This is a genomic window from Mesorhizobium sp. STM 4661, from assembly GCF_000359125.1.
Taxonomy (GTDB): domain Bacteria; phylum Pseudomonadota; class Alphaproteobacteria; order Rhizobiales; family Rhizobiaceae; genus Mesorhizobium.
On sequence record NZ_CAAF010000004.1, the window covers coordinates 25,572 to 48,287 of the forward strand.

Annotated in this window: 22 protein-coding genes; 15 read left to right on the forward strand and 7 right to left on the reverse strand. The window is 63.1% G+C overall.

All coding sequences use genetic code 11. The features are described 5' to 3' along the window. The first annotated feature begins 48 nt into the window (after positions 1–48). The 6 genes from MESS4_RS01165 (at position 49) to dhaL (MESS4_RS01195) (ending at position 6,619) form a co-directional block, all read left to right on the forward strand. A complete protein-coding gene (locus tag MESS4_RS01165) occupies positions 49–1,035 on the forward strand; it encodes a substrate-binding domain-containing protein (protein WP_006325486.1) in 987 nt (328 codons plus the stop codon). A 56-nt stretch (positions 1,036–1,091) separates the two neighbouring features. Then, a complete protein-coding gene (locus MESS4_RS01170; protein WP_006325487.1) occupies positions 1,092–1,862 on the forward strand; it encodes an SDR family oxidoreductase in 771 nt (256 codons plus the stop codon). 22 nt (positions 1,863–1,884) lie between these two features. Then, the gene (locus tag MESS4_RS01175) at positions 1,885–2,877 is read left to right on the forward strand and encodes a dihydroxyacetone kinase subunit DhaK (RefSeq protein ID WP_006325488.1); all 993 of its coding nucleotides are present in this window, start codon (positions 1,885–1,887) and stop codon (positions 2,875–2,877) included. An 11-nt stretch (positions 2,878–2,888) separates the two neighbouring features. After that, a complete protein-coding gene (gene dhaL, locus MESS4_RS01180; protein ID WP_006325489.1) occupies positions 2,889–3,551 on the forward strand; it encodes a dihydroxyacetone kinase subunit DhaL in 663 nt (220 codons plus the stop codon). A 245-nt stretch (positions 3,552–3,796) separates the two neighbouring features. Beyond that, positions 3,797–5,887, forward strand: a complete 2,091-nt coding sequence (locus tag MESS4_RS31475) for a bifunctional sugar-binding transcriptional regulator/dihydroxyacetone kinase subunit DhaK (RefSeq protein WP_006325498.1) — start codon at positions 3,797–3,799, stop codon at positions 5,885–5,887. Between the two features lie 63 nt (positions 5,888–5,950). Beyond that, positions 5,951–6,619 (forward strand): dihydroxyacetone kinase subunit DhaL, encoded by a 669-nt coding sequence (gene dhaL, locus MESS4_RS01195; RefSeq protein WP_006325499.1) that lies wholly within the window; start codon positions 5,951–5,953, stop codon positions 6,617–6,619. Between the two features lie 112 nt (positions 6,620–6,731). Here dhaL (MESS4_RS01195) and MESS4_RS01200 read toward each other — a convergent pair whose 3' ends face one another. The 4 genes from MESS4_RS01200 to MESS4_RS01215 form a co-directional block, all read right to left on the reverse strand. Continuing rightward, positions 6,732–7,478 (reverse strand): ferredoxin reductase, encoded by a 747-nt coding sequence (locus MESS4_RS01200; protein WP_006325500.1) that lies wholly within the window; start codon positions 7,476–7,478, stop codon positions 6,732–6,734. After that, entirely contained in the window at positions 7,475–8,086 is a 612-nt protein-coding gene (locus tag MESS4_RS01205) for a molybdopterin-dependent oxidoreductase (RefSeq protein WP_006325501.1), read from the reverse strand. The genes MESS4_RS01200 and MESS4_RS01205 overlap by 4 nt, the downstream gene beginning before the upstream one ends. 170 nt (positions 8,087–8,256) lie before the next feature. Next, positions 8,257–8,976, reverse strand: a complete 720-nt coding sequence (locus MESS4_RS01210; protein ID WP_006325502.1) for an MBL fold metallo-hydrolase — start codon at positions 8,974–8,976, stop codon at positions 8,257–8,259. Positions 8,977–9,009: 33 nt separating this feature from the next. Then, the gene (locus tag MESS4_RS01215; protein WP_006325503.1) at positions 9,010–10,176 is read right to left on the reverse strand and encodes a diphosphate--fructose-6-phosphate 1-phosphotransferase; all 1,167 of its coding nucleotides are present in this window, start codon (positions 10,174–10,176) and stop codon (positions 9,010–9,012) included. A 324-nt stretch (positions 10,177–10,500) separates the two neighbouring features. Here MESS4_RS01215 and MESS4_RS01220 point away from each other — a divergent pair, with 324 nt between their 5' ends. Further along, entirely contained in the window at positions 10,501–11,700 is a 1,200-nt protein-coding gene (locus MESS4_RS01220; RefSeq protein ID WP_006325505.1) for an ATP-binding protein, read from the forward strand. A gap of 75 nt (positions 11,701–11,775) precedes the next feature. Here MESS4_RS01220 and MESS4_RS01225 read toward each other — a convergent pair whose 3' ends face one another. After that, positions 11,776–12,537 carry a L,D-transpeptidase gene (locus MESS4_RS01225; RefSeq protein WP_006325506.1) on the reverse strand — a complete coding sequence of 254 codons (762 nt, stop codon included), beginning with the start codon at positions 12,535–12,537 and terminating at the stop codon, positions 11,776–11,778. A 240-nt stretch (positions 12,538–12,777) separates the two neighbouring features. Here MESS4_RS01225 and MESS4_RS01230 point away from each other — a divergent pair, with 240 nt between their 5' ends. From MESS4_RS01230 to xylB, 3 genes are all read left to right on the forward strand, one after another. Next, complete coding sequence (locus MESS4_RS01230) at positions 12,778–13,401, forward strand: LysE family translocator (protein ID WP_006325507.1); 624 nt, start codon at positions 12,778–12,780, stop codon at positions 13,399–13,401. Between the two features lie 267 nt (positions 13,402–13,668). Further along, complete coding sequence (locus MESS4_RS01235; RefSeq protein ID WP_006325513.1) at positions 13,669–14,991, forward strand: tetratricopeptide repeat protein; 1,323 nt, start codon at positions 13,669–13,671, stop codon at positions 14,989–14,991. Positions 14,992–15,073: 82 nt separating this feature from the next. Continuing rightward, positions 15,074–16,528 carry a xylulokinase gene (gene xylB / locus MESS4_RS01240; RefSeq protein ID WP_006325514.1) on the forward strand — a complete coding sequence of 485 codons (1,455 nt, stop codon included), beginning with the start codon at positions 15,074–15,076 and terminating at the stop codon, positions 16,526–16,528. Between the two features lie 194 nt (positions 16,529–16,722). Here the strand turns inward: xylB and MESS4_RS01245 are convergent, their stop codons facing one another. After that, complete coding sequence (locus tag MESS4_RS01245) at positions 16,723–17,085, reverse strand: nuclear transport factor 2 family protein (RefSeq protein ID WP_006325519.1); 363 nt, start codon at positions 17,083–17,085, stop codon at positions 16,723–16,725. A 112-nt stretch (positions 17,086–17,197) separates the two neighbouring features. Between MESS4_RS01245 and xylA the strand changes: the two genes are divergently transcribed. Further along, complete coding sequence (xylA, locus tag MESS4_RS01250) at positions 17,198–18,523, forward strand: xylose isomerase (protein ID WP_006325531.1); 1,326 nt, start codon at positions 17,198–17,200, stop codon at positions 18,521–18,523. 200 nt (positions 18,524–18,723) lie between these two features. Continuing rightward, complete coding sequence (locus MESS4_RS01255; RefSeq protein ID WP_006325532.1) at positions 18,724–18,933, forward strand: hypothetical protein; 210 nt, start codon at positions 18,724–18,726, stop codon at positions 18,931–18,933. A gap of 61 nt (positions 18,934–18,994) precedes the next feature. Here the strand turns inward: MESS4_RS01255 and MESS4_RS01260 are convergent, their stop codons facing one another. Beyond that, entirely contained in the window at positions 18,995–19,975 is a 981-nt protein-coding gene (locus tag MESS4_RS01260) for a GlxA family transcriptional regulator (RefSeq protein ID WP_006325534.1), read from the reverse strand. A gap of 77 nt (positions 19,976–20,052) precedes the next feature. Here MESS4_RS01260 and MESS4_RS01265 point away from each other — a divergent pair, with 77 nt between their 5' ends. From MESS4_RS01265 to MESS4_RS01275, 3 genes are read left to right on the forward strand one after another with little or no spacing between them, the layout of a single operon-like run. Continuing rightward, entirely contained in the window at positions 20,053–20,970 is a 918-nt protein-coding gene (locus MESS4_RS01265; RefSeq protein WP_006325536.1) for a 3-keto-5-aminohexanoate cleavage protein, read from the forward strand. 21 nt (positions 20,971–20,991) lie between these two features. Then, positions 20,992–21,621, forward strand: coding sequence for an HD domain-containing protein (locus MESS4_RS01270; protein WP_006325537.1), 630 nt, complete (start codon positions 20,992–20,994; stop codon positions 21,619–21,621). After that, positions 21,618–22,712 (forward strand): carnitine 3-dehydrogenase, encoded by a 1,095-nt coding sequence (locus MESS4_RS01275; protein WP_006325539.1) that lies wholly within the window; start codon positions 21,618–21,620, stop codon positions 22,710–22,712. The genes MESS4_RS01270 and MESS4_RS01275 overlap by 4 nt, the downstream gene beginning before the upstream one ends. Positions 22,713–22,716 lie beyond the last annotated feature (4 nt).

Consider the following 22,716-nt stretch of genomic DNA (forward strand, 5'->3'; position numbering starts at 1 on the left):
GTATAAGGCGAACCATGTCGGTCGCTCGCTCAAAGTGGAGGTAACGAAATGAAAAGATTGATGATTGCGCTCGCATCCGCGACCGCGCTGCTGGCCTCGTCGGCCATGGCTCAGGAGAAGGTCAAGATCGGCGCGGCACCTTACGGGCTGAACGCCGAATTCATGCAGATCTGGGCGGCGGCGCTCCAGGAGCATCCGGCCGTCAAGAGCGGTGAAGTCGAACTGACGGTCTTCGACGGCCGTTATGACGCCCTGGTCCAGCAGGACCAGTTCAAGACGATGGCGACGCAGAAATACAACGCCATCATCTTCGCTCCGATCGACGTCGACGCCGGCGCCGCGGCGGTGCAGACGGCCGCCGATGCCGGCATTCCGGTCATCGGCTCGAACACCCGCGTCAATTCCGATCTGTTGACCTCCTATGTCGGATCCGACGACACGATCTCGGGCTACATGGAAGCCAAGACCGTGCTCGACAAGATCGGCTGCAAGGGCAATGTGGTCATCCTCGAAGGGCCGATCGGTCAGTCGGCGCAGATTTCCCGTCTCGAAGGCAACAAGAAGGCGCTTGCCGAGTGCCCGGATGTCAAGATCCTCGAGGACCAGACCGCAAACTGGTCGCGCGCCGAAGCCCAGACGCTGATGGAAAACTGGCTCACCGCCCACCCGAACCAGATCAACGGCGTGATCGGCCAGAACGACGAAATGGCCCTCGGCGCCATCGAGGCGATCAAGGCCGCCGGGCTCGACGTGAAGAGCTTCACCATTGCCGGCATCGACGGAATCACCGATGCGCTCCACGCCGTCAAGGCCGGTGAGATGACGTCGATCCTGCAGGACGCGCGCGCCCAGGCGCAAGGCGCGCTCGACCTTGCCATCTTCGCTGCCAGGAAGGGTGACTACAAGCCGCAGTCCGACATCTGGGCAACCTACAAGGACATGCCGTGGAAAGACGGCAAGGAGAAGATCTACAATGTGCCGTGGACGCCAGTGACGGCGGAAAACGTCGACCAGCTTCTGGCGACGCGCAAATAATCCGGCCGTGGGGTGGGCTTTGCTGGCGCACCCCACGTTCCAACAGAGAAAGAGCCATGACTGATTCAATCCAGGTTGATCTCAATTTTTCGCTGGGCGGCAAAGTCGCCCTGGTCACCGGCGGCGCCTCCGGCATCGGCAGCGCCATTGCCTCGGCATTCGCCACGAAGGGCGCCACTGTCGGGGTGATCGATATCAATGAATCGGTTGCGCGATCGAAGGCCGATGAGCTCGGCAACGGCGCGAAATCCTTCGTCTGCGATGTATCCGATCCGCGATCCGTGGACGCCGTGTTCGCGGCGGCGCAAGCGGCTTTCGGCCATATCGATATCGTCGTCAACAGCGCCGGCGTCGCCGTTCTCGCTCCCGCCGAGGAGCTCAGCCTCGAGGCCTGGGACAAGACCATCGACATCAATCTCAAGGGAACGTTTCTGGTCTCCCAGGCCGCCGGACGCGCCATGATCAAGGCCGGCAAGGGCGGCAAGATCATCAACATGGCCTCGCAGGCAGGCACCGTCGCGATCGACCAGCATGTCGCCTATTGCGCCTCCAAATTCGGCGTTATCGGCCTGTCCAAGACGCTTGCCGCCGAATGGGGCAAACACGGCATCACGGTCAATACGATTTCTCCGACCGTGGTGCTGACCGATCTCGGCCGAAAGGCCTGGGACAACCCGCGCGGCGAGGCGTTGAAGCAGCGCATTCCGACCGGCCGCTTTGCCTTTCCCCAAGAGATCGCAGCAGCGGCGGTGTTCCTGGCATCGAACGGCGCCGACATGATCAACGGCGCCGACCTGCTGGTCGACGGCGGCTACACCATTGTCTGACCGGCGCAAGATTGGAGCAACAATGCAGCGGTTCATCAACAATCCCGACGAGGTCGTCGAGGATACGGTCAAGGGCTTCGTCAAGGCGCATGCCGACATCGTCAGGCTCGCTAGCAATCCCCGCGTCATCGCCGCCCGCCATGCGCCGGTCGGCGGCAAGGTCGGCGTGATCACCGGCGGCGGCTCCGGCCATGAGCCGGCCTTCATCGGCTACACCGGCCGCAACATGCTGGACGCGGTCGCGGTCGGCGAGCTCTTCTCGTCGCCGACGGCAAAGAGTTTCCTTGACGCCGCCCGGGAGGCCAATGGCGGCAAGGGTGTCGTCTGCCTCTACGGCAATTATGCCGGCGACAACATGAACGTGAAAATGGCCATCAAGCTCGCGGCCAAGGAAGACATCGAGATCGCAACCGTCGTCGCCAATGACGATGTCTGCTCGGCGGGACCGGACGAGCGCGAAAAGCGCCGGGGCGTCGCCGGCGAGATCTTCATGTGGAAATGCGCCGGCGCCCTGGCCGCGGAAGGCGCCGGCCTCGAAGCCGTGCAGGCGGTGGCGCAAAGGGCGATCGACAATTGCCGTTCGATCGGCGTCGGCCTCGGCCCCTGCACGCTGCCAGCGGTCGGGCATCCCAATTTCCTGATCGAGCCGGGCACGATGGAAGTCGGCATCGGTCATCACGGCGAACCGGGCGTGCGGGTCGAGCCGCTGAAGCCCGCCGCCGAAATAGCGCGGGACATGGTCAAGATCGTTCTCGATGACCACGGTCTGGCGGCGGGAACCGAGGTTGCGGTGCTGGTGTCCGGCCTCGGCGCAACGCCGGTCAACGAGCTCTACATCCTTAACGATACGATCGAACAGGAGATCACCGGACGCGGCTTGACCATCCACAAGACCTATATCGGCAACTATTTCACCTCGCTGGAAATGGTCGGCGCCACACTCACGGTCATGGCGCTCGACGCCGAGCTGAAACGGCTGCTGGATGTGGATGTCGATTGTCCGGCAAGGCTTTAGGAAACAGGCGAATGCAGCAGTTTGAAAACGCTTCCGCTGGCGACATCGTCCTTTCGCTCGCCGACCGGATCATCGAAAATCGTGCGTATCTCAGCGAGATCGACGGCAAGATCGGCGACGGCGACCACGGCGTCAACATGGCCAAGGGTTTTGGCATGGCGGCGGACAGGATCCGGGGCAACGACATGTCGCTGGCCACGGCCTTCGACACGCTGGGCACGGTGCTGATGACCGAGATCGGCGGCTCGATGGGGCCGCTCTATGGCGTCATGTTCACGCAATTCGCCGAAACGATCGAGAAATCCTCGTCCATCGACGCCCGAACATTCAGCGCCATGCTCAGCAACGGTCTCGACGGCATCCAGTCGATCGGCTCGGCCAAGGTCGGCGACAAGACGCTGCTCGACACGCTCGTCCCGGCCATTCAGGCCTTCGACGCCGCCAATGCCAGCGGCAAGCCGTTCCCGGAAGCCCTGGATGCGCTGGTCGTCGCGGCTGAAAAGGGTCGCGACAGCACCAGGGATCTTGTGGCGAAAATTGGCCGGGCCAGCCGTCTCGGCGAACGCTCGGTCGGTGTCCTCGACGCTGGCGCCACATCCTGTGCGCTGATCCTGAAAGCCCTGGCGCTTGGCGCCAAGCAGAAACTGCTGATATCGGCGACCGCGGGTCGTTGAATTGTGAAGTATGCTCCTCCCGAGCAAAGGCTCCCGGCTGACCTTCCAGCCGGGAGCGAGTTAGATGTGCGCTTTCAGGAGGTTGTCCATTCGGACCGAACCGAAGGTCAGCGAAGCAAAAAGTGGAAACCGGTTTTCGGAAAAGATCATGCTCAAACAATAAGATGGAATCCGACCAAGATTGAGAGTTCTTCCATTTGCGCTCATCTTGGCGATCGATCTTGGATTCGGGGAAACCGGGCAGCATGACCGTCAAGACATTATCGGCGCGGAAGAATGGAACAGCGCGGGCCGAGGCCGGCACCGAACCCATTCCGCTGCGCTACGGCGACGACCCGTATGTCTGGGCCTGCTGGCTCTACTACGAAGATCACATGACGCAAGGCGATATCGCCGAGATCATGGGTATTTCGCGGGCGACGGTGAACAGCTATCTGGCCGATGCCCGCGCCCGCGGCATCGTCAACATCTCGCTCGAGCCGTCACGGCTGAGCTCGCTGTCGATCGCGCAGGAGCTCAAACGGCATTTCGGCCTGCATGACTGTCTCGTCGTGCCGAGCGACGACAATACGCGGCCGCTGATCGATCGCCTTGGCGGAGCGGCGGCGCAGGCGCTTGCCAAGCTTCTTAAATCCGGCGACACGCTCGCCGTCGCCTGGGGGCGAACTGTGCTGGCGATCGCGGAGCAGGCCTCGGTGCCTGGCCTGCAGGACGTCACCGTCGTGCAGGTCACCGGCGGAACCGCCGCCAACTTTGCCTATACGCCGGAGCTCTGCGCTTCGGCCATCGCCGGCGCGATCAAGGCAAGGCTGGTCAACATCACGGCGCCGGCGGTCGTTTCCACGGCCGAGATTCGCGACATGCTGCTTCGCGAGCCGCTGATCGAAAGCCAGTTCGACGCGCTTGCCAAAGCCAACAAGGCGCTGTTCGGCATCTCGTCCTTGCGCCCGAATTCGACGATCCACACCAGCGGCTTCTTTGAATCGGTTTCGCTGCAGCAGTATCTCGCCCGGAATGCGGTGGGCGTCGTCGCCGGCCGCTTTATCGACGGGCAGGGCAATCCGGTGGCCGGCCCGCTCGACGACCGGACCATCGGCATCTCGCTCGATATGCTGAAGACCATCAAATTGCGCATCGCCGTCGCCGGCGGTTTCGACAAGGTGCCGGCAATCCTTGCCGCGCTGCGCGGCGGCTATGTCAATGTGCTCATCACCGATGCAGCAACCGGTCGCGGCATCCTCAATGCCGACGGCGTGACCGAGCTTGACCAGAAGCTCTCGCAACGCCCGAAGATCGACCACCGCGCAACCCTGCCCAGCAACTTCCGCACCCATATCAAGAAGTTCCTCAATGATCCCGACGACGTTGTCGAGGAAATGCTCGATGGCGTGGTCAAGGCCCATGCCGCCTATCTCAGGCCGATCAAGGGTTCGCATCGCGCCCTCGTCGCCCGCACCGGGCCGAGGCCAGGCAAGGTCGGGCTTGTGGTCGGCGGCGGCACCGGGCACGAGCCGTGCTTTCTCGGCTATGTCGGCAAAGGGCTTGCCGACGCCGTTGCCGTCGGCAACATCTTTTCGTCACCGCCTCCCGGCACGATCTTTCAGTGCGCCAATGCCGCATCGGGCGGGCAAGGCGTGCTCTTCGTCTACGGCAATTATGCCGGCGACGTGATGAATTTCGACATGGCTGCCGAAATGGCGGCGGAACACAATATCGAGGTTCGCACGGTGGTGACGACGGACGATATCGCCTCGTCTCCGCTCGAGGACAAGGAAGGCCGGCGCGGCGTTGCCGGCAACTTCTTCATGTTCAAGATCGCCGGGGCGGCCTGCGACCGCGGATCGTCGCTCGACGCCTGCGAGGCCGCGACCCGCAAGGCCAATGCACGAACATTCACCATGGGCGTCGCGCTGGAGCCTTGCTCCATGCCGCAGACCCGCCGCCAAAATTTCGAGATCGGCCCCGACGATATCGAGATCGGCATGGGCATCCACGGAGAACGCGGCGTCATCCGCGACAAGATGATGACTGCCGACGAGATCACCGACCGGGTGATGGACCGTATCTTCTCGGAGATGAAGGCGGCGCCGGGAGATCGCGTTGCGGTGCTGGTCAATTCATTCGGCGCGACGCCTCTGATGGAACTGTACATTCTGTTCAGGCGTGTCGAGCAGCGGCTGAGCGCCAAGGACATCAAGATAGAGGCGAACTGGGTGGGGCATTACTGCACCTCGCTCGACATGGTCGGTGCATCCATATCGGTCTTGCATCTCGACAACGAGCTGACGGAACTGTTGCATCATCCCTGCGATACGGCCGTGCTGCGGATCGGCTGAGGATAAAGGACGGACGTCCCGTGAACGACGGGGCTGCATCCTGCTTGAACTGGGAGGAACACCATGTCGGACAATGCGGCGCGACGCCTGAGCAGGATGTTCTATCGCATATCCATTGCGATCGAGGCGGGAAAGGACCACCTCTCGGACCTGGACGGCGCCATCGGCGACGCCGACCACGGCATCACCATGTCGCTCGGCTTCATGGCGGTGAATGCCGAGCTTGCCAAACTCAACCTCGACGACACGCTGCCGTCGGAGGTTTTCGCGGTTGCCGCGTCAGCCTTTCTCGATGCCGTCGGCGCATCCACGGGGCCGCTCTATGCGACCGCGTTCCGCAGGGCGGCGCAGGCCCTCAAAAAGGATGAATGCCTTTCACCCGCCGACCAGGCGGCGATCGTCGAGGCGATGACGACCGGCATCAAGGAGCGCGGCAAGGGCCAGCGCGGCGACAAGACGATGCTCGATGCCTGGGTCCCTGCAACGGAAGCGGCTGTCAACGCGCGTGCCCGCGCTGCCGGAGGCCCGGAAATGTGGAACGCCATATTGGAGGCCGCCGAAGCCGGCGCGAATTCGACACGATCGATGGTCGCTGCCCGCGGCAGGGCGGCGAGGCTGGGAGAACGATCGCTTGGCCACATGGATCCGGGCGCGGCCTCGGCCGTCATCATCCTGCGGGCGATGAAGGACACATTTGACGAGGGCGAACGGGAAAAGCCAGGCCCACACTGAGGACAGCTCTATCTCCTTGTTTTTGCGCAATTCCCTAGGGAAAGCGCTACGCGCTTTTCCCGGGAAAACCGTTTCACACTTTTCCTGGAATTGCTTCGCTCCGATCGCCCGTTCAAACGCCGTAGCGTTCGGTGCGGATGATGCCTGCCGGAACGCCGGCGTCGATCAGCGCCTGGGCGGCGCTCGACACGAAGGCATTCGAACCGCAGACGAAGGCCAGGCTTGGCGGCTCGGGCAGCCGCATCATCGATTGCACCATCATCTGGGCATCGATCCGCCGCGAATAATCCCGCGGACGCCGGGCCGGCTCGCGCGTCAGCGTCAACACCAGATCGAAGCCGTCCTGGCGGTCGTCGAGGCCGATCAGTTCGTCGCGAAAGATGACCTCGTCCCAGATCCGCGCGGAAAACACCAGCGCCGCGGGCACCAATGATTTGCGCGCGGCGCGATGGCGGATCATCGCCATCAGCGGCACCACGCCGGAGCCGCCGCCGACCAGAAGGATTGGCCCGCCGTCGCCGTCGGACCAGACGAAATGGCCGCCTAGCGGACCGCGCAGTTCAACCTCGTCGCCGACCGCCGCCACCTCGTGAAAGAATGGCGAGACCTCGCCGTCGTCGAGTTTTTCGATCGCCAGCTCGATCGTCTCGCCCGCTTCCGGCGCCGAGGCGATGGAGTAGGAGCGGCGCGCCTGGTAGCCGTCCGGCGCCGTCAGCCTGACGTCGACATGCTGCCCGGCGCGATAAGCGAAGGGCCGCGACGGCTGCAGGAAAAAGCTGGTGACGCGCGGCGTGCGCTTTTCGATGCGGGTGATGGTGACGGTCTGCCAGGGCGACTGCGTCGCCGCTGGCTCACTCATGGGTCGCCCGTATAGCGCTGCTCGCGCCACGGGTCGCCATAGATGTGGTAGCCACGCAATTCCCAGAACCCGGGCTCGTCGCGTTCGGTGAACTGCAGCCCGTTCAGCCATTTGGCCGATTTCCAGAAATAGAGATGCGGCACGAGCAGCCGCGCCGGGCCGCCATGGTCCGCCGTGATCGGCTTGCCATCGTAAAGCAGCGCCACCATCGCCTTGCCGGCGGTGAGGTCCTTTGTCGGCACATTGGTTGTATAGCCGTCGAAGGACAGCGCCAGCGTGAAGGCGGTCGGCGGCTCGATGCCGGCATCGGCCAGAATGTCGTCGACCAGCACGCCCTGCCAGGCCGTGTCGAATTTGGTCCATGCGGTAACGCAATGGATGTCGCGGGTCATCCTGGTCATGGGCAAGGCATTGAACTCGGTCCAATTCCACTTCTTGATCGGCCGCGGTCCGTGTTTCAGCGTGAACGACCACTCCTCGGTGCGCACGCGCGGCGTCGGCCCGGCCGACAGAACCGGGAAGCCTTGTTCGAGATACTGCCCGGGCGGAATGCGCGCGTCGGTATCCGTCGGGGGCTTTCGCCCGGAAGAGAAGCCGCGAGTGACCATCGGGACAATCCGTTTGAATCGGGCCGTATGCCAGCCTTCAACAGTCTTCTCGAAGATGCTCTGGCGGGCAACCGAAATCTTGGCGGACTTCCGGCCTGAACACTCGTCTAGTTTGCCTGCCTGGCACCTTGCCGGCACCCTATTGCCAGCGACGAAGGATGTCGCCGGGTTCAAATGCCATCGGTTCGACTGAGATAGGCCAATGCGATCTCGCGCATCCGCTTGCCGTCGAAGCTCGGCCCATGGCCGCCATGGCCGATGCGGACAGGCAGATCCAGCAGGCGCAGCATCGTCCGGCGGTAGGCGGCGCGGTCGGAATCCGGCAGGTCGTCGATCAGCATGGCGTCGTAGATGGCATCGCCAGCAAAGAACAGGCCATCGCTCTCATCGAACAGGGCAATTGAATCGGGAGAATGGCCGGGCAGATGCAGCACGCGGAATTGCCGGTCGCCGAGATCGACGACATCGCCCTCGTCGAGGGTGCGCGTCAGCGGCGCCGGCGGAATCCGGTAGTCGGCCGCCTTCCAGCCCGGCTGCGGCAGTTTCGAGACGGCGCCTTCGAGCGTGTGAAACATGTAGGCATAGGTGACTTCCGGATCCATGGTTTCGAACGTCGTGGCACTCATGCTCGGTCCTGCCCGCAACGGGAATTCGTGCAGCGAGCCGACATGGTCGAGGTGGATATGGGTGGCGACGACGAGCAGCGGCTTGCCGGCAGGCGTTTCGATCCGCGGCGCCAGCGGGCAAATCCCCATGCCGGTGTCGACGAGCAGATCGGCGTCGCGCCCGCTGAAATGCCAGATATTGGCGCGCACGAAATCATGCACGAACGGCTCGGTGAGCATCGTCGTGCGGGCGTCGACTTCCGTCTTGCTGAACCAGTCAAGCATCACGAGAGATCCGGCATCAGAAAAACGCCGGCATCAGACGAACGGCTTTCCGACTTTGTACTTCTGGGGCACCAGCCGTCTGAGATAGGCCATGCCCGCATCCGAAAGCTGGTTGTCATCAGGTTTCATGAAATCGTCCGGCATGTGGCGCGTCTTGCCGGCGACATTCTGCAGCGGCACTTTCTTCAGCACGGTCTTCTTGCCGTCATATTGCAGCGCCACCGAGCCGCCGCCCTCTTCCGCCACCTTGACGGCGAAAGCGCCGGCGTCGAAGGCTTCCTGCGCGTCCACGGCGCTGATGGCGCCGACATAACCGCGCGGCATGTAGCCGAGCGCGTCGACACGCGCCCGCTTGCCCGGCAGGCCTTCGGCCAGCGCGCGCTCCAGCGCTGCCGGCAGGTCGCTGCCCGAAAGCTTGACGTTGCCATGCGCGTCGCGTTCCAGTTTCTCCGGCGGCACCAGGCTTTCGACCAGTGCCTTGCCGTCGGCGGTGCTGACGCCTTCGGAGACGGCGACGATGCAGCGCTTGTGGCGGTCGAGCGTGGTGCGCACATCGTCGATGAAGGCGGCGGCCGAGAACGGACGCTCGGGCACATAGACGAGATGCGGGCCGCTGTCGGGATCAAGCTGCCAGGCGGCTGCGGCCGCGGTGAGGAAGCCGGCATGCCGGCCCATGACGATGCCGACATAGATGCCGGGCAGCGCGCGAAAATCGAGATCGACGGAGAGAAAGGCGCCGGCGACGAACTCGGCCGCGGAGATGAAGCCCGGCGTGTGGTCGTTCTCCTCGAGATCGTTGTCGATGGTTTTCGGTGCATGGACAAAAGCCATCTTGCCGCCGGCGGCATCGGTCAGGATCTGCTGCGTGCCCGACGTGTCGTTGCCGCCGATATAGATGAAGGCGTCGGCGCCGGCCTTCTTCAGACCAATGAGGATGATCTCGCAATAGGCGGCATCCGGCTTGTCGCGCGTCGAGCCAAGGGCGGCGCTCGGCGTCGCCGCGATCAGCCGCAACCGGTCTTCGGAAATGGCCGAAAGATCGGCATAGTTGCCGTCACGAATGCCGCGCACGCCGTGGATGGAGCCCAGGACCTTGGCGCCGGGATGCCGCTTGCGGATCTCGAGCGCGGCGCCAACCATGGTCTGGTTGATGACGGCGGTGGGGCCGCCGCCCTGCGCGATCACAAACGTTCCGGACATCCTTCATTTCTCCCAAGCAGTGGTCTCGCAGGCACATTCGCCTGTCTTGCGGGATCACGCAACGGGAGAGTCTGGTGTCAAACCCAATCATTCCAAACGACCGAGTTGTCCCCAAGCAGAAGCTCGTTCACGCTCGGCCGAATTCACGCCCATGACCCGAAGCGCACGTTCTGCTGCAATGTGTAGCCCTGCCTCATGGAACAGGAAAAGGTTGATCCTCACAGGTCGCGGCCCTGCGACGGCTGGATGATTGATATATGATTATAAAGAACTATAAGGCAATATAGGAGATATGGGCTATAATCGCCTATAAAGAGGTATACCGTGGACGCCGTTCGAAACCCATTTGCCCCTGGAGCGGGCTCCCAGCCTCCCGAGCTTGCCGGCCGTGACGACATAATTTCGACTGCGAACATCGCATTGCAGCGAGTTCTCGCTGGAAAACCAGCGCAATCGCAAATGCTCCTGGGGTTGCGAGGCGTAGGCAAGACGGTGCTTCTTAACAAGATTGAGGAGATCGCTGAAAGCCATGGTCACCTCACCTCGTTTGTCGAGGCGCCAGAAGATAGATCTCTCGTCGAGCTCTTGTACCCACGCATGCACCAAGTCCTGCGCCGACTGTCCGTTGTGGAGGGCGCGAAGGCAGCGACCTACTCGGCGTTGCGCGCGTTGCGTGCGTTTGCGAGCGCCTTCAAGATTGAGGTGGGCGACGTCGCCATTGCCGTCGATCCAGAACCCGGCGTCGCTGATAGCGGCAACATCGAATATGACATCGCGGATCTCTTTTTGCGAGTGGGGCAGGCAGCCCAGGCAGCCGAACGCGGGTGGACCCTTCTGGTTGACGAAGTGCAGTACCTCTCCGCCGAAGAGCTTGCGGCACTTATTGTCGCTATTCATCGGATCAACCAGAAGTCCCTTCCTGTCCTCTTCTTTGGCGCGGGTTTGCCTCAGATCGCGGCGCTGTCTGGAGATGCGAAATCGTATGCCGAAAGACTGTTTATATTTCCAAAGGTCGATGCGCTTGATATCGCCGCAGCCGAGGAGGCGATCCGACAGCCAATCGAGGCAGAGGGAGAAACAATAGACCAAGCCGCACTCTCCGCTATTGTGCAGAGTACCAAGGGGTACCCGTACTTCCTTCAGGAGTGGGGCTATCAAGCGTGGAACGCAGCACAGGCTTCGCCGATCAACGCTGACAATGTTGTTGTCGCAGCAGTTGCGGCGTTGAAGCGTCTGGACGAGGGATTCTTCAAAGTCCGGTTTGACAGGCTGACTCCGAAGGAGCGCGAGTACGTCATCGCAATGGCCAAGTTGGGGACCGGTCCTTATCGATCCTCGGACGTCGCCGATGTGCTGGGAGAAAAGCTCACGGCCCTTGGACCGAGGAGGGCGACGATCATCAACAAGGGCATGATCTACAGCCCCGCGCATGGCGATATCGCCTTCACGGTGCCGATGTTCGAGGAATATCTGAAGCGCCATTGGATGCAGCGCGACAGCCAGTTGATTGAGTCCCGGCCCTAAAGCATGATCCCGAGAAATGGGATCCGGCTTTCGGAAAAGATCATGCTCAAACAAGAAGATAATGCGGCCGAAGGATCAAACGACGACGACCGGGTTTTTCCTGGAGACGCGGCTGTAGAGGTCGATGATGTCCTGGTTGATCAGGCGCACGCAGCCCGACGACATGGCCTGGCCGATGCTCCACCATTCCGGCGAGCCGTGGATGCGGTAGCCGGTGTCGCGGCCGTCCTGGTAGATGTAGAGCGCACGCGCGCCGAGCGGATTGTCGAGGCCGCCGGGCTGGCCGCCCTGCCACTTCACCAGTTCCGGCTTGCGGGCGATCATTTCCGGCGGCGGCGTCCAGACCGGCCATTCCTTGCCGTACTGGATGTTGGCGCGGCCGGACCAGCGGAAACCGTCCTTGCCGATGCCGACGCCGTAGCGGATGGCATCACCGCCCGGCTGCACCAGATAAAGCTTCCGTTCCTGCAGATGGACGACGATGGTGCCGGGCGCCTCGCCGGTCGGATCGACGACGATCTGGCGGCGGAATTCCGATTTGACCTTGAGATAGGGCACTTCCGGCACGTTGAAGCCGCCGTCGGTGAGCGCGGCATACATGACGTCCGGGCTGGTGATGTTCTTGTCGACGCTGATGCTGGGGCGGATGGGAATCGAGCCCGTGGCCGTATCGTCGAGCTGAAGCGACGGCAGGTCGAGCGTCTGGCTGCAGCCGGCGACGCCGAGCAGCGCCAGCGCACCGGCACCGGTCAACACCGCGCGGCGGGAAAGCTGAATTTCGGTTTCGATTGCGTCGCCCTTGCGCGGCGGCGTCAGACTTTGCGGCAACTCACGCATGGACCCAAACCCTACGCTGTCGGCGGGAAGCACGGTCCGGCCGGATAGCAGGCATTTTCACCAATCATGGTTGAAAAAGCGTGAAGGGCCGTTGATTGGCCTTAAACTGGATTTGCTGTCGCGCGCTCTGACGGGCCGAACGGCAGGCTCTACATTTTTCGACATGACCTCTTTACATCTTCGCGCGCCCAAGGATTTATCCTCTTCTTTAAGCTCAAGTTTAAGCTCAAGGAGACGAACATGTCCTTCGAAAACTGGGCCGCCTTTGCCGCCGCCTCGACCATCCTTCTCGTCATTCCCGGCCCGACCATCCTTCTGGTCGTGTCCTATGCGCTCGGCCAGGGATGGCGCATCGCGCTGCCGATGGCGGTCGGCGTGGCGCTCGGCGACTTCACCGCGATGACGCTGTCGATGCTGGGCATCGGCGCGCTGCTGGCGGCCTCGGCCGCCGTGTTCACGGTGCTGAAGGTGATCGGCGCGGGTTATCTGATCTATCTCGGCATCAAGCTGTTCCGCGCCGGCGGCGCGCTCCGGGCGGAACCGCGCACCGATGCGGTCTCCTCGGCCAAGATGATGGCGCATGCCTGGCTGGTCACCGCGCTCAACCCGAAGAGCATCACCTTCTTCGTCGCCTTCCTGCCGCAGTTCCTCGACCGGCATGCGGATTTCTGGACGCAGATGCTGATCTTCGAGACGACCTTCCTGGCGCTCGCCTTCGCCAATGCCTTCGGCTACGCGCTGATCGCGGCAAGGGCCCGCTATGTGGTGCGCAATCCCCGGGCGATCCGCATCTTCAACCGCACCGGCGGCACGCTGCTGGTCGGCGCCGGCATCGCCACGGTAGCGATGCGCTCTGGCAACTAGACTGGCTTTTCTGAATCAAAGGCCCGCGATTGGGGTCCAGATTCGCTTTCCTGCGTTGAGGATACTCGGACAGACCTCGCGCGACGCGAGGATGGCACGTCCGTGGTCCATGCTTTATGGTCGCATTGGACCTAAGGCGCGCGACGTTTGAACGAATCCATGTGATGCGCTTTACTTTCCTGTTTTGTGTATGTCGCTATCCCAAAACCGCTGCGCACTTTCGCGCGACAGGCATTAAAGTCCGCGAGGCCAACCAAAGGGCATCACATGGCAGTCAGGGACGCATTCGGCCTGACATTTTCAGGCGCAACGGACGCCGGGTTCTCGCCCTACAGCCAGGCTGTCCGTGAGTTGCAATGCTTCATCGGCGACCCGATCGGCTCTGTCGACCGCGCGATCGCTGCAAATCCTGATTTCGTCATGGCGCATGTGTTCAAGGGCTATCTCTTCGGCCTCGCCACGGAGCGCGAGGCGACAGCCGTTGCCAGGACCTGCCATGAGGCCGCTCTGCCGCTTGCCGCAACAACGCGCGAACAGGCGCATGTGGCGGCCCTTGGCCATCTCGCATGGGGTCGCTGGCACGAGGCCTCCCGCATCCTCGAGGACATCGCCATCGACTCCCCGCTCGACCTGGTGGCGCTGTTGACCGGGCACCAGGTCGACTTCTTCACCGGCAATTCGCGCATGCTGCGCGACCGCATCGGCCGCGCGCTGCCCTCCTGGCAGAGCAGCATGCCGGGCTACCATGCCGTACTGGGGATGCAGGCCTTTGGGCTGGAAGAGATGGGCGACTATGCGCGCGCCGAAAAGCTCGGCCGCGCCGCGGTCGAGATCGAGCCGCGCGACGGCTGGGCCCAGCATGCCGTCGCCCATGTCATGGAAATGCAGAGCCGGCAAAAAGACGGCATCGCCTGGATGCGCGCCAACCCCGAGGCGTGGACGCGGGAAAGTTTCCTCAAGGTGCACAATTGGTGGCATCTGGCGCTGTTCCATTACGATCTCGGCGAGACCGATGAGGTGCTGGCGCTTTATGACGGGCCGATCTACGGCGACGGTTCGCCACTGGCGCTCAACATGGTTGATGCCTCGGCGATCCTGTGGCGGCTCCATCTCGGCGGCGTCGATGTCGGCGACCGCTGGGCTGCACTCGCCGCCAACTGGCACAAGGCCGGCGGTGGCAACTATGCCTTCAACGATGCGCACGCGATGATGGCCTTCGTCGGTGCCGGTCTCGAAGCGCCAGCCAGAACCGTGGTCGAAGCGCAGCGCGAAGCCATGCGCGGCGATGACGACAATGCGGCTTTCACGCGGGATGTCGGCCGTCCCCTGACGCTCGCCATCAAGGCGTTCGGCGACGGCAACTACACCGAGACCGTGCGCCTGATCCGGCCGATCCGGGCGATCGCCAACCGTTTCGGCGGCAGCCATGCGCAGCGCGACGTCATCGATCTGACGCTGATGGAGGCGGCGCTGCGTTCCGGCGATGGGGCGCTGGCAAGAGCCTTGACCGCGGAACGCGCGCTGGCGCGGCCCGACAGTCCGCTATCGGCGCTGTTTTCGCGACGCGCAGCCGATTTGTCCGAGAATTGACCCGCGACCGATCTTGCCTTAAAAACTGGTCGAGCCAGATTTTTTCGAGATCCGAAAAAATTAATGGCCGTGGGAGGAAGTCATGTATCTCGGGCTCGATCTGGGCACGTCGGGCGTTAAAGCGCTGTTGATCGATGCCGGACAGACCATCGTCGGTTCCGGCCATGGTTCGCTCGAAGTGTCGCGGCCGCATCCCGGCTGGTCCGAGCAGAATCCCGACGACTGGATCCGCGCCTGCGAAGAAGCGATCGCCGAGCTGAGGGCTTCCCATCCAAAACAGCTTGCGGCGGTGAAGGGCATCGGCCTGTCGGGCCAGATGCATGGCGCCACCTTGCTCGATGCCGGCGACCAGGTGCTGCGCCCCTGCATCCTGTGGAACGACACGCGCAGCCATATAGAGGCGGCCGCGCTCGACGCCGACCCGCGCTTTCGCAAGCTGACCGGCAACATCGTTTTTCCCGGCTTCACCGCGCCGAAGCTCGCCTGGGTGAAGAAAAACGAGCCAGGCGTTTTCGCCAAGGTGGCAAAGGTGCTGCTGCCCAAGGATTTCCTGCGGCTTTGGCTCTCCGGCGAGCATATTTCGGAGATGTCGGATTCCGCCGGCACGTCCTGGCTCGATGTCGGCAAGCGGCGCTGGTCGGCCGAGTTGCTCGCAGCCACATCGCTCGATGAGGACAAGATGCCGTCGCTGGTCGAAGGCACGGCCAAAGCCGGCGCCTTGCGTGGCGAACTGGCCTCGAAATGGGGGATGCAGGCCGGCATCCCGATCGCCGGCGGTGCCGGCGACAATGCGGCCTCGGCCTGCGGCATGGGCACGGTGGGCGAAGGCCATGCCTTTGTCTCGCTCGGCACGTCGGGCGTGCTGTTTGCCGCCAACGCAGCCTACCTGCCCAATCCGGCAAGCGCGGTGCATACGTTCTGCCACGCACTGCCGAATACCTGGCATCAGATGGGTGTCATCCTGTCGGCAACGGATTCGCTGAATTGGCTGTGCGAGATCACCGGGACAGGCGCCGGCGACCTGACCGCCGAACTCGGCGATACGCTGAAGGCGCCGAGCGGTGTCACCTTCCTGCCCTATCTCTCAGGCGAGCGCACACCCTACAATGACTCGGCCATTCGCGGCTCGTTCACCGGGCTTGCGCATGAATCGAGCCGCGCGGTGCTGACCCAGGCGGTGCTCGAAGGCGTCGCCTTCGCCTTCCGCGACAGTCTCGAAGCGCTGAAAAAAGCCGGTACGACCTTGACGCGGGTGACGGCGATCGGCGGCGGCTCGCGCTCGCGCTACTGGCTGAAGGCGATCGCCACCGCGCTTGGCCTGCCTGTCGACATTCCCGCCGACGGCGATTTCGGCGCCGCCTTCGGTGCGGCACGACTTGGCCTGATCGCGGCGACGGGTACCGATCCGCTCGCCATCTGCACGGCGCCAGTGACCGATGCCACGATCGAACCGGAAGCTGCGCTTGGCGGCGCTTATTCTGATGCCTACCACCGCTACCAGGCGCTTTATCCGGCGATCAAGGCTGCGACCACATGAGCGAGGGTGTACCCCCCTCTGGCCTGCCGGCCATCTCCCCCTCAAGGGGGGAGATCAGCAGCGTCGACGCTGCCGCACTTTTTTCATCGTTGGTGATTGGCGAAGGGTTGCGTGACAGCCAATCTCCCCCCTTGAGGGGGAGATGGCCGGCAGGCCAGAGGGGGGTGCTTGGCCGCAACCTCGCCAGGACGTCCTCACTGCGCCGGGACCTTGTCGAGAAAGCCGGTGATGCTTTTCAAACGGCCGTTCTCGATGACGCCGATATCGGTCCCCTCGATCACGGACTCAGTGCCTTCCGGCCCGAGATTCCAGGAGAAGCGGATCGTGTCGGCAAAGCCGTCCGGCTGGCCTTTCAGCGAGAAGCGAAAGCCGGCAAAGCGCTGCTGCACGCCGTCGATGAGGGCGGCGACGCCTTGATGGCCGTCGCCCTGCATGATCGGATCGCGGTAGCTGACATCCTCGGTGAAGGTCGCCTCAAGCAAGGCCTGGCGGCGGGCGGCGTCACTCTCGTTCCAGGCGGTGATGTAGTTACGGGCGATGGTGTTGAGGTCGGTCATGGTCTGTCTCCTTCGTTGGATGGCTTTGACATGACCCTTTTCACCCCAAGGAAGAACGAAACCAATTACGCCTGAGGTAATCAGGCAGAACTATCTCGGAGAGGACAAAATCATGAGCAGCGGATTTTTTGGCGACATCGGCAAGATCAGATACGAGGGGCCGGATTCGACCAATCCGCTGGCCTACCGCTTCTATAATCCGGACGAAATTGTCGCCGGCAAGCGGCTGGAAGACCATCTGCGCTTTGCGGTGGCCTACTGGCATTCCTTCGCCTGGCAAGGTGGCGATCCGTTCGGCGGCCAGACCTTCGATCGTCCCTGGTTCGCCAAGGCTGGTGGCGTCGATACGATGGACCTGGCCAAGCTCAAGGCCGATGTCGCTTTTGAGATGTTTTCGCTGCTCGGCGCGCCGTATTTCTGCTTCCACGACGCCGATGTGCGGCCGGAAGGGAAGGACTTTTCAGAAAGTGCAGCACGCCTCGATGAGATCGCCGACTACTTCGCGGGAAAGATGAAGCAGACCGGCGTCAAGCTGCTTTGGGGCACGGCGAACATGTTCTCCAACCGCCGTTTCATGTCTGGAGCGGCCACCAACCCCGATCCGGATGTGTTCGCCTATGCGGCGGCGACGGTGAAAAGCTGCATCGACGTCACCAAGCGGCTGAAGGGCGAGAACTATGTGCTGTGGGGCGGGCGCGAGGGCTATGAAACGCTGCTCAATACCGACCTTGCCCGCGAGCAGGAGCAGGCAGGCCGCTTCCTCAACCTGGTCGTCGACTACAAGCACCGGATCGGCTTCAAGGGCACCATCCTGATCGAGCCGAAGCCGCAGGAGCCGACCAAGCACCAGTACGACTACGATGTCGCGACGGTCTACGGCTTCCTCAAGCGGTTCGGGCTGGAGAAGGAGGTCAAGCTCAACGTCGAGCAGGGCCATGCGATCCTGGCCGGCCATTCCTTCGAGCACGAACTGGCGCTGGCCAATGCGCTCGGCGTCTTCGGTTCGATCGACATGAACCGCAACGACTACCAGTCGGGCTGGGATACCGACCAGTTCCCCAACAATGTGCCAGAGATGGCGCTGGCCTACTATCAGGTGCTGCTGGCGGGCGGCTTCAAGACTGGCGGCACCAATTTCGATGCCAAGCTGCGCCGGCAGTCGCTCGATCCGCAGGATTTGCTGATTGGCCATATTGGCGGCATGGACGCTTGCGCGCGCGGGCTCAAGGCCGCCGTCCGTATGGTCGAGGACAAGGCGCTGTCTGGTCCGCTCGCCGAGCGCTATGCCGGCTGGAACAGCGCGGAAGCCAAGGCGATGCTGTCGGGCAAGCGCACGCTGGAAGAGATCGCCGAGCGGGTGGTCAAGAAGAAGATCGAGCCGCAGCCACGGTCCGGCCGCCAGGAACTGCTGGAAAACATCGTCAATCGCTACGTCTGAGGAAAAGCTGTTTCATACCGTTCAGGGGCGGCCGGATACCGAACCGTCGCCTGGAACGGCTTTGCGCATGAGGCAGGACCGACGACAAGGTTCTGCCTCGCATCGCCCTTCAATCGCCTCGCTCTCGCCTTCAAACAGCCGTCACGGACCTCGTATAAGGTGGCTCATGGCGGGAATCAGGAAGAAGGAGGCGACCCGATATGCAGCACGAACGCGAAATCGACGCCCTGCTCTCATCTGGCGAAGCCGGTTCGATCATCGACCGGCTGATGGCGCTGCCGCATTCTAAGGAAGGTGCGCGCGGCACGAACGAATGGGATCGCGCGGTCGCCAGCCGTTTCGAGACCCATCTGGCAAGACAGATGCGCTCGCAGATCGACGGCGCCGGCGGCCGCCAGAACGCCGCGTAGTTCATCTTTGTTTATGCATGTCGTTATCCCAAAACCGCTACACACCTTTGGGCGACATGCATTAGGCTCGCCGAAGCCTGACTGGCGCTTCGCCGAAAGCTCTTGAAAACGCTCTGGAAAATGCCGCGGCGGACGAGAAGCCCGTCCGCCCGGCAATATCGGCCATGGCCACGCGCGTGTCGACCACCAGCCGGCGCGCGGCGCCCAGCCGCAGCCTGAGATAGTAGGCGCCCGGCGTCTCGCCGATCGACTTGCGAAAGATGCTTTCCAGGGTTCGCGCCGTCACCCCGGCGCGCTTGGCCACCGCGGCGATGGTCAGCGGCTGGTCGACATGCGCTTCCATCAGCCGGATCGCTTGCGCCAGCCGCGGATCATAGCCGTCGAGACGGCCGAGCGAGACCAGCGGCTGGGCGTCGGTCGCGGCGCGCGCCTGGTCGTAGATGAAGACGCTCGCCACATCGAGCGCCACCGCCATGCCGAGCCGCGTGCGGATCAGGTGCAGCATCAGGTCGAAGGTCGGCGAGGCGCCGCCGGAGGTGAAGACCGGACCGTCGATGACATAGCGGTCGGGGCGGACGTCGACACCGGGAAAGGCCGCGGAAAAATCCTCCATGTCCTCCCAATGGGTGGTGGCGCTGCGCCCTTCCAGCAGGCCGGCGCGAGCCACCAGCCAGGTTCCGGCCTCGACACCGCCGCAGGCACGCGCGGCGCGCGCCGCGCGGCGCAGGCCGGCAAGCAGCGCCGATGTGGCGTAGTTCTGGGTGCCGAAGCCGGCGACGACGACAAGCACGTCGGTTGGTTCGGCCGCATCGAAGCGGCCGCTGACCGCGACCGGCAGGCCGCAAGTGGTGACCGGCGCCTCTCCCGTCACCGAGACCAATTTGAAATCGAACAGTGTCTCGCCGGAAATGCGGTTTGCGGCGCGCAGCGGATCGACGGCCGAGGCCACGCACATGATCGACGAGCCTGAGAACACCAGCAGCGTTACCTTGAGCGGCGAGCGCTCGGCGCGAAAGATATCGGGTTTTTCGCTTTTGATCATATGACCTTCGTAAAACGCAAAACAGTTTCCGGCAAGTCGGGCATTGTTATGATCTGTCTCGATTGGGAGGAAGTTTCATGCCGCTCGCGATGAACCGTGAGGTTTTCATTACCTGTGCTGTGACCGGGTCCGGTGGCTCGCAGGACCGCAGCCCGCATGTGCCGCGTTCGCCCAAGCAGATCGCCGATTCCGCCATCGACGCGGCAAAGGCGGGTGCGGCGATCGTCCACTGCCACGTGCGCGACCCCGAGACCGGCAAGCCCAGGCGCGACGTCAATCTCTACCGTGAGGTAACCGAGCGCATCCGTGCGGCAGACGTTGACGTTGTGCTCAACCTCACCGCCGGCATGGGCGGCGACATGGTGTTCGGATCGCCCGAAGCACCGCTGCCCCTGAATGAAAAGGGCACGGATATGGGCGGCGCCACCAATCGCGTGGAACATGTGCGCCAGTGCCTGCCGGAAATCTGCACGCTGGATTGCGGCACGATGAACTTCGCCGAAGCCGACTATGTCATGACCAACACGCCCGGCATGCTGCGCGCCATGGGCGGCATGATGACGGCGCTCGGCGTCAAGCCGGAGATCGAGGCCTTCGACACCGGGCATCTGTGGTTCGCCAAGCAGTTGGTCGAGGAACAGATACTCAAGCCGGACGCATTGGTGCAGCTCTGCATGGGCGTGCCGTGGGGAGCCCCCGACGATCTCAACACCTTCATGGCCATGGTCAACAATGTGCCGTCGACCTGGAACTGGTCTGCTTTTTCGATCGGCCGCAACCAGATGGCCTATGCAGCCGCCGCGGTGCTGGCCGGCGGCAATGTCCGCGTCGGGCTGGAGGACAATCTGTGGCTCGACAAGGGCGTGCTCGCCACCAATGCGCAGCTGGTCGAACGTGCGGCCAGCATCGTCACCAATCTGGGCGCCCGGATCCTTGGGCCCGAGGAAGTGCGCCAGAAGCTCAATCTGACCAAGCGCGCGCCGATAGCGGCATAAATTATTCGCTGGGAGGTCGACATGACTACCGTCAAATTCACCGCGATGAAGGATGGCGACAAGGACGACTACGAATTCCTGACCGCCCATGAAATCGACTATGCCGCAAAGACTGGCGAGCGGCTGCTCGACGCACTGGTGCAGCTCGACGAGGGCCTGTCGGGCTACAAGATCACACGGCTTGGCCATTCGCTGCAGGCGGCCACCCGCGCCTGGCGCGACGGCGCCGACACCGACTGGATCGCCTGCGCGCTGCTGCACGACATCGGCGATATCTACGCGCCCTACAATCACGACGAATATGCAGCGGCCATACTAAAACCCTTCGTGCGCGAGCAATGCACCTGGGCGGTGGAGAAGCATGGCGACTTCCAGCGCCTCTATTATGCCCACCACCTCGGCGGCAATCCCCATGCCCGCGACCGCTTCGCCGGCCACGCCTATTTCGACGATTGCGACCAATTTTGCGAGCGCTGGGACCAGTCGAGCTTCGACCCCGATTACGAGACGCTGCCGATCGAGTTCTTCCGGCCCTTCGTGCTCGAAGTGTTCGCGCGCAAGGCCTACGACGCGTCCGTGATCCGCACCGGCGAGCGCGTGCCTCTCGTCGATCCAACAATTGCCAAGACAAGAACCGGAGCTTCCGCATGAGCATCATCAACAAGGCGGCCGCCATTGGCGGCGGCGTCATCGGCGCCGGCTGGGTGGCGCGGCTGCTCTTGAATGGCATCGACGTGTCGATCTTCGATCCCGATCCCGAGGCGTCACGCAAGGTCAGCGAGGTGATGAAGGGCGCGCGCCGCGCCTACAAGCAGATGCTGCCCGGCGGCCTCCCGAAAGAGGGCAAACTGACCTTCTCCAAGACCATCGCCGAGGCGGTGGCCGATGCCGACTTCATCCAGGAAAGCGTGCCGGAGCGGCTCGATCTCAAGCACCGGGTGCTGGCCGAGATCGATCTCCACGCGCCGGCCAACGCCATTGTCGGTTCATCGACCTCCGGCATCAAGCCGACCGACATGCAGGTGGCGATGAAGAAGCATCCCGAGCGGCTGGTCGTCGGCCATCCGTTCAACCCGGTCTACCTGTTGCCGCTGGTCGAGATCGTCGGCGGCGAACAGACCTTTCCCGAGGCGATCGAGGTCGCCAAGGAGATCTATGCCTCGATCGGCATGAAGCCTGTCGTCATCCGCAAGGAGATCGAGGCCTTCGTCGGCGACCGCCTGCTCGAAGCGGCATGGCGCGAGGCGCTGTGGCTGATCAAGGACGGCATCTGCACCGTCGAGGAACTCGACGACATCATGCGCTATGGCTTCGGCCTGCGCTGGGCGCAGATGGGCATGTTCCAGGTCTATCGCGTCGCCGGCGGCGAGGCCGGCATGCGCCACTTCATGGCGCAGTTCGGGCCGTGCCTGAAATGGCCGTGGACCAAACTGATGGATGTGCCGGAGTTCAACGACGAACTGGTCGATCTGATCGCCACGCAGTCGGACGACCAGGCACATGGCCTGTCGATCCGCGAGCTGGAAAAGATTCGCGACGACAATCTGGTCGCCATCATGGATGCACTGTCGAAGCAGAACAAAGGCAAGGGCTGGGGCGCCGGCGCCCTGCACAAGGACTATACCAGGCAATTGGCTAAACTGGCGGCGAAGAAGCCCACCGCCTCCAAGGCGGCTGTCAAGGCCAAGGCCTCAAAGGCGGCGAAGAAGGTCGAGAAGCCGAAGAAAAAGAAGAAGGGCTGAAGCC

Excerpts from the sequence above, each read along its gene's own strand:
- dhaL (WP_006325499.1), top strand. The coding sequence starts at position 5,951 with ATGTCGGACAATGCGGCGCGACGCCTGAGCAGGATGTTCTATCGCATA.
- xylA (WP_006325531.1), top strand. The coding sequence starts at position 17,198 with ATGAGCAGCGGATTTTTTGGCGACATCGGCAAGATCAGATACGAGGGG.
- MESS4_RS01210 (WP_006325502.1), bottom strand. The coding sequence starts at position 8,976 with ATGCTTGACTGGTTCAGCAAGACGGAAGTCGACGCCCGCACGACGATG.
- MESS4_RS01275 (WP_006325539.1), top strand. The coding sequence starts at position 21,618 with ATGAGCATCATCAACAAGGCGGCCGCCATTGGCGGCGGCGTCATCGGC.
- MESS4_RS01225 (WP_006325506.1), bottom strand. The coding sequence starts at position 12,537 with ATGCGTGAGTTGCCGCAAAGTCTGACGCCGCCGCGCAAGGGCGACGCA.
- MESS4_RS01270 (WP_006325537.1), top strand. The coding sequence starts at position 20,992 with ATGACTACCGTCAAATTCACCGCGATGAAGGATGGCGACAAGGACGAC.
- MESS4_RS01245 (WP_006325519.1), bottom strand. The coding sequence starts at position 17,085 with ATGACCGACCTCAACACCATCGCCCGTAACTACATCACCGCCTGGAAC.
- MESS4_RS31475 (WP_006325498.1), top strand. The coding sequence starts at position 3,797 with ATGACCGTCAAGACATTATCGGCGCGGAAGAATGGAACAGCGCGGGCC.
- MESS4_RS01175 (WP_006325488.1), top strand. The coding sequence starts at position 1,885 with ATGCAGCGGTTCATCAACAATCCCGACGAGGTCGTCGAGGATACGGTC.
- MESS4_RS01230 (WP_006325507.1), top strand. The coding sequence starts at position 12,778 with ATGTCCTTCGAAAACTGGGCCGCCTTTGCCGCCGCCTCGACCATCCTT.
- dhaL (WP_006325489.1), top strand. The coding sequence starts at position 2,889 with ATGCAGCAGTTTGAAAACGCTTCCGCTGGCGACATCGTCCTTTCGCTC.
- MESS4_RS01200 (WP_006325500.1), bottom strand. The coding sequence starts at position 7,478 with ATGAGTGAGCCAGCGGCGACGCAGTCGCCCTGGCAGACCGTCACCATC.
- MESS4_RS01205 (WP_006325501.1), bottom strand. The coding sequence starts at position 8,086 with ATGGTCACTCGCGGCTTCTCTTCCGGGCGAAAGCCCCCGACGGATACC.
- MESS4_RS01215 (WP_006325503.1), bottom strand. The coding sequence starts at position 10,176 with ATGTCCGGAACGTTTGTGATCGCGCAGGGCGGCGGCCCCACCGCCGTC.
- MESS4_RS01260 (WP_006325534.1), bottom strand. The coding sequence starts at position 19,975 with ATGATCAAAAGCGAAAAACCCGATATCTTTCGCGCCGAGCGCTCGCCG.
- MESS4_RS01165 (WP_006325486.1), top strand. The coding sequence starts at position 49 with ATGAAAAGATTGATGATTGCGCTCGCATCCGCGACCGCGCTGCTGGCC.
- MESS4_RS01170 (WP_006325487.1), top strand. The coding sequence starts at position 1,092 with ATGACTGATTCAATCCAGGTTGATCTCAATTTTTCGCTGGGCGGCAAA.
- MESS4_RS01235 (WP_006325513.1), top strand. The coding sequence starts at position 13,669 with ATGGCAGTCAGGGACGCATTCGGCCTGACATTTTCAGGCGCAACGGAC.
- MESS4_RS01255 (WP_006325532.1), top strand. The coding sequence starts at position 18,724 with ATGCAGCACGAACGCGAAATCGACGCCCTGCTCTCATCTGGCGAAGCC.
- MESS4_RS01265 (WP_006325536.1), top strand. The coding sequence starts at position 20,053 with ATGCCGCTCGCGATGAACCGTGAGGTTTTCATTACCTGTGCTGTGACC.
- xylB (WP_006325514.1), top strand. The coding sequence starts at position 15,074 with ATGTATCTCGGGCTCGATCTGGGCACGTCGGGCGTTAAAGCGCTGTTG.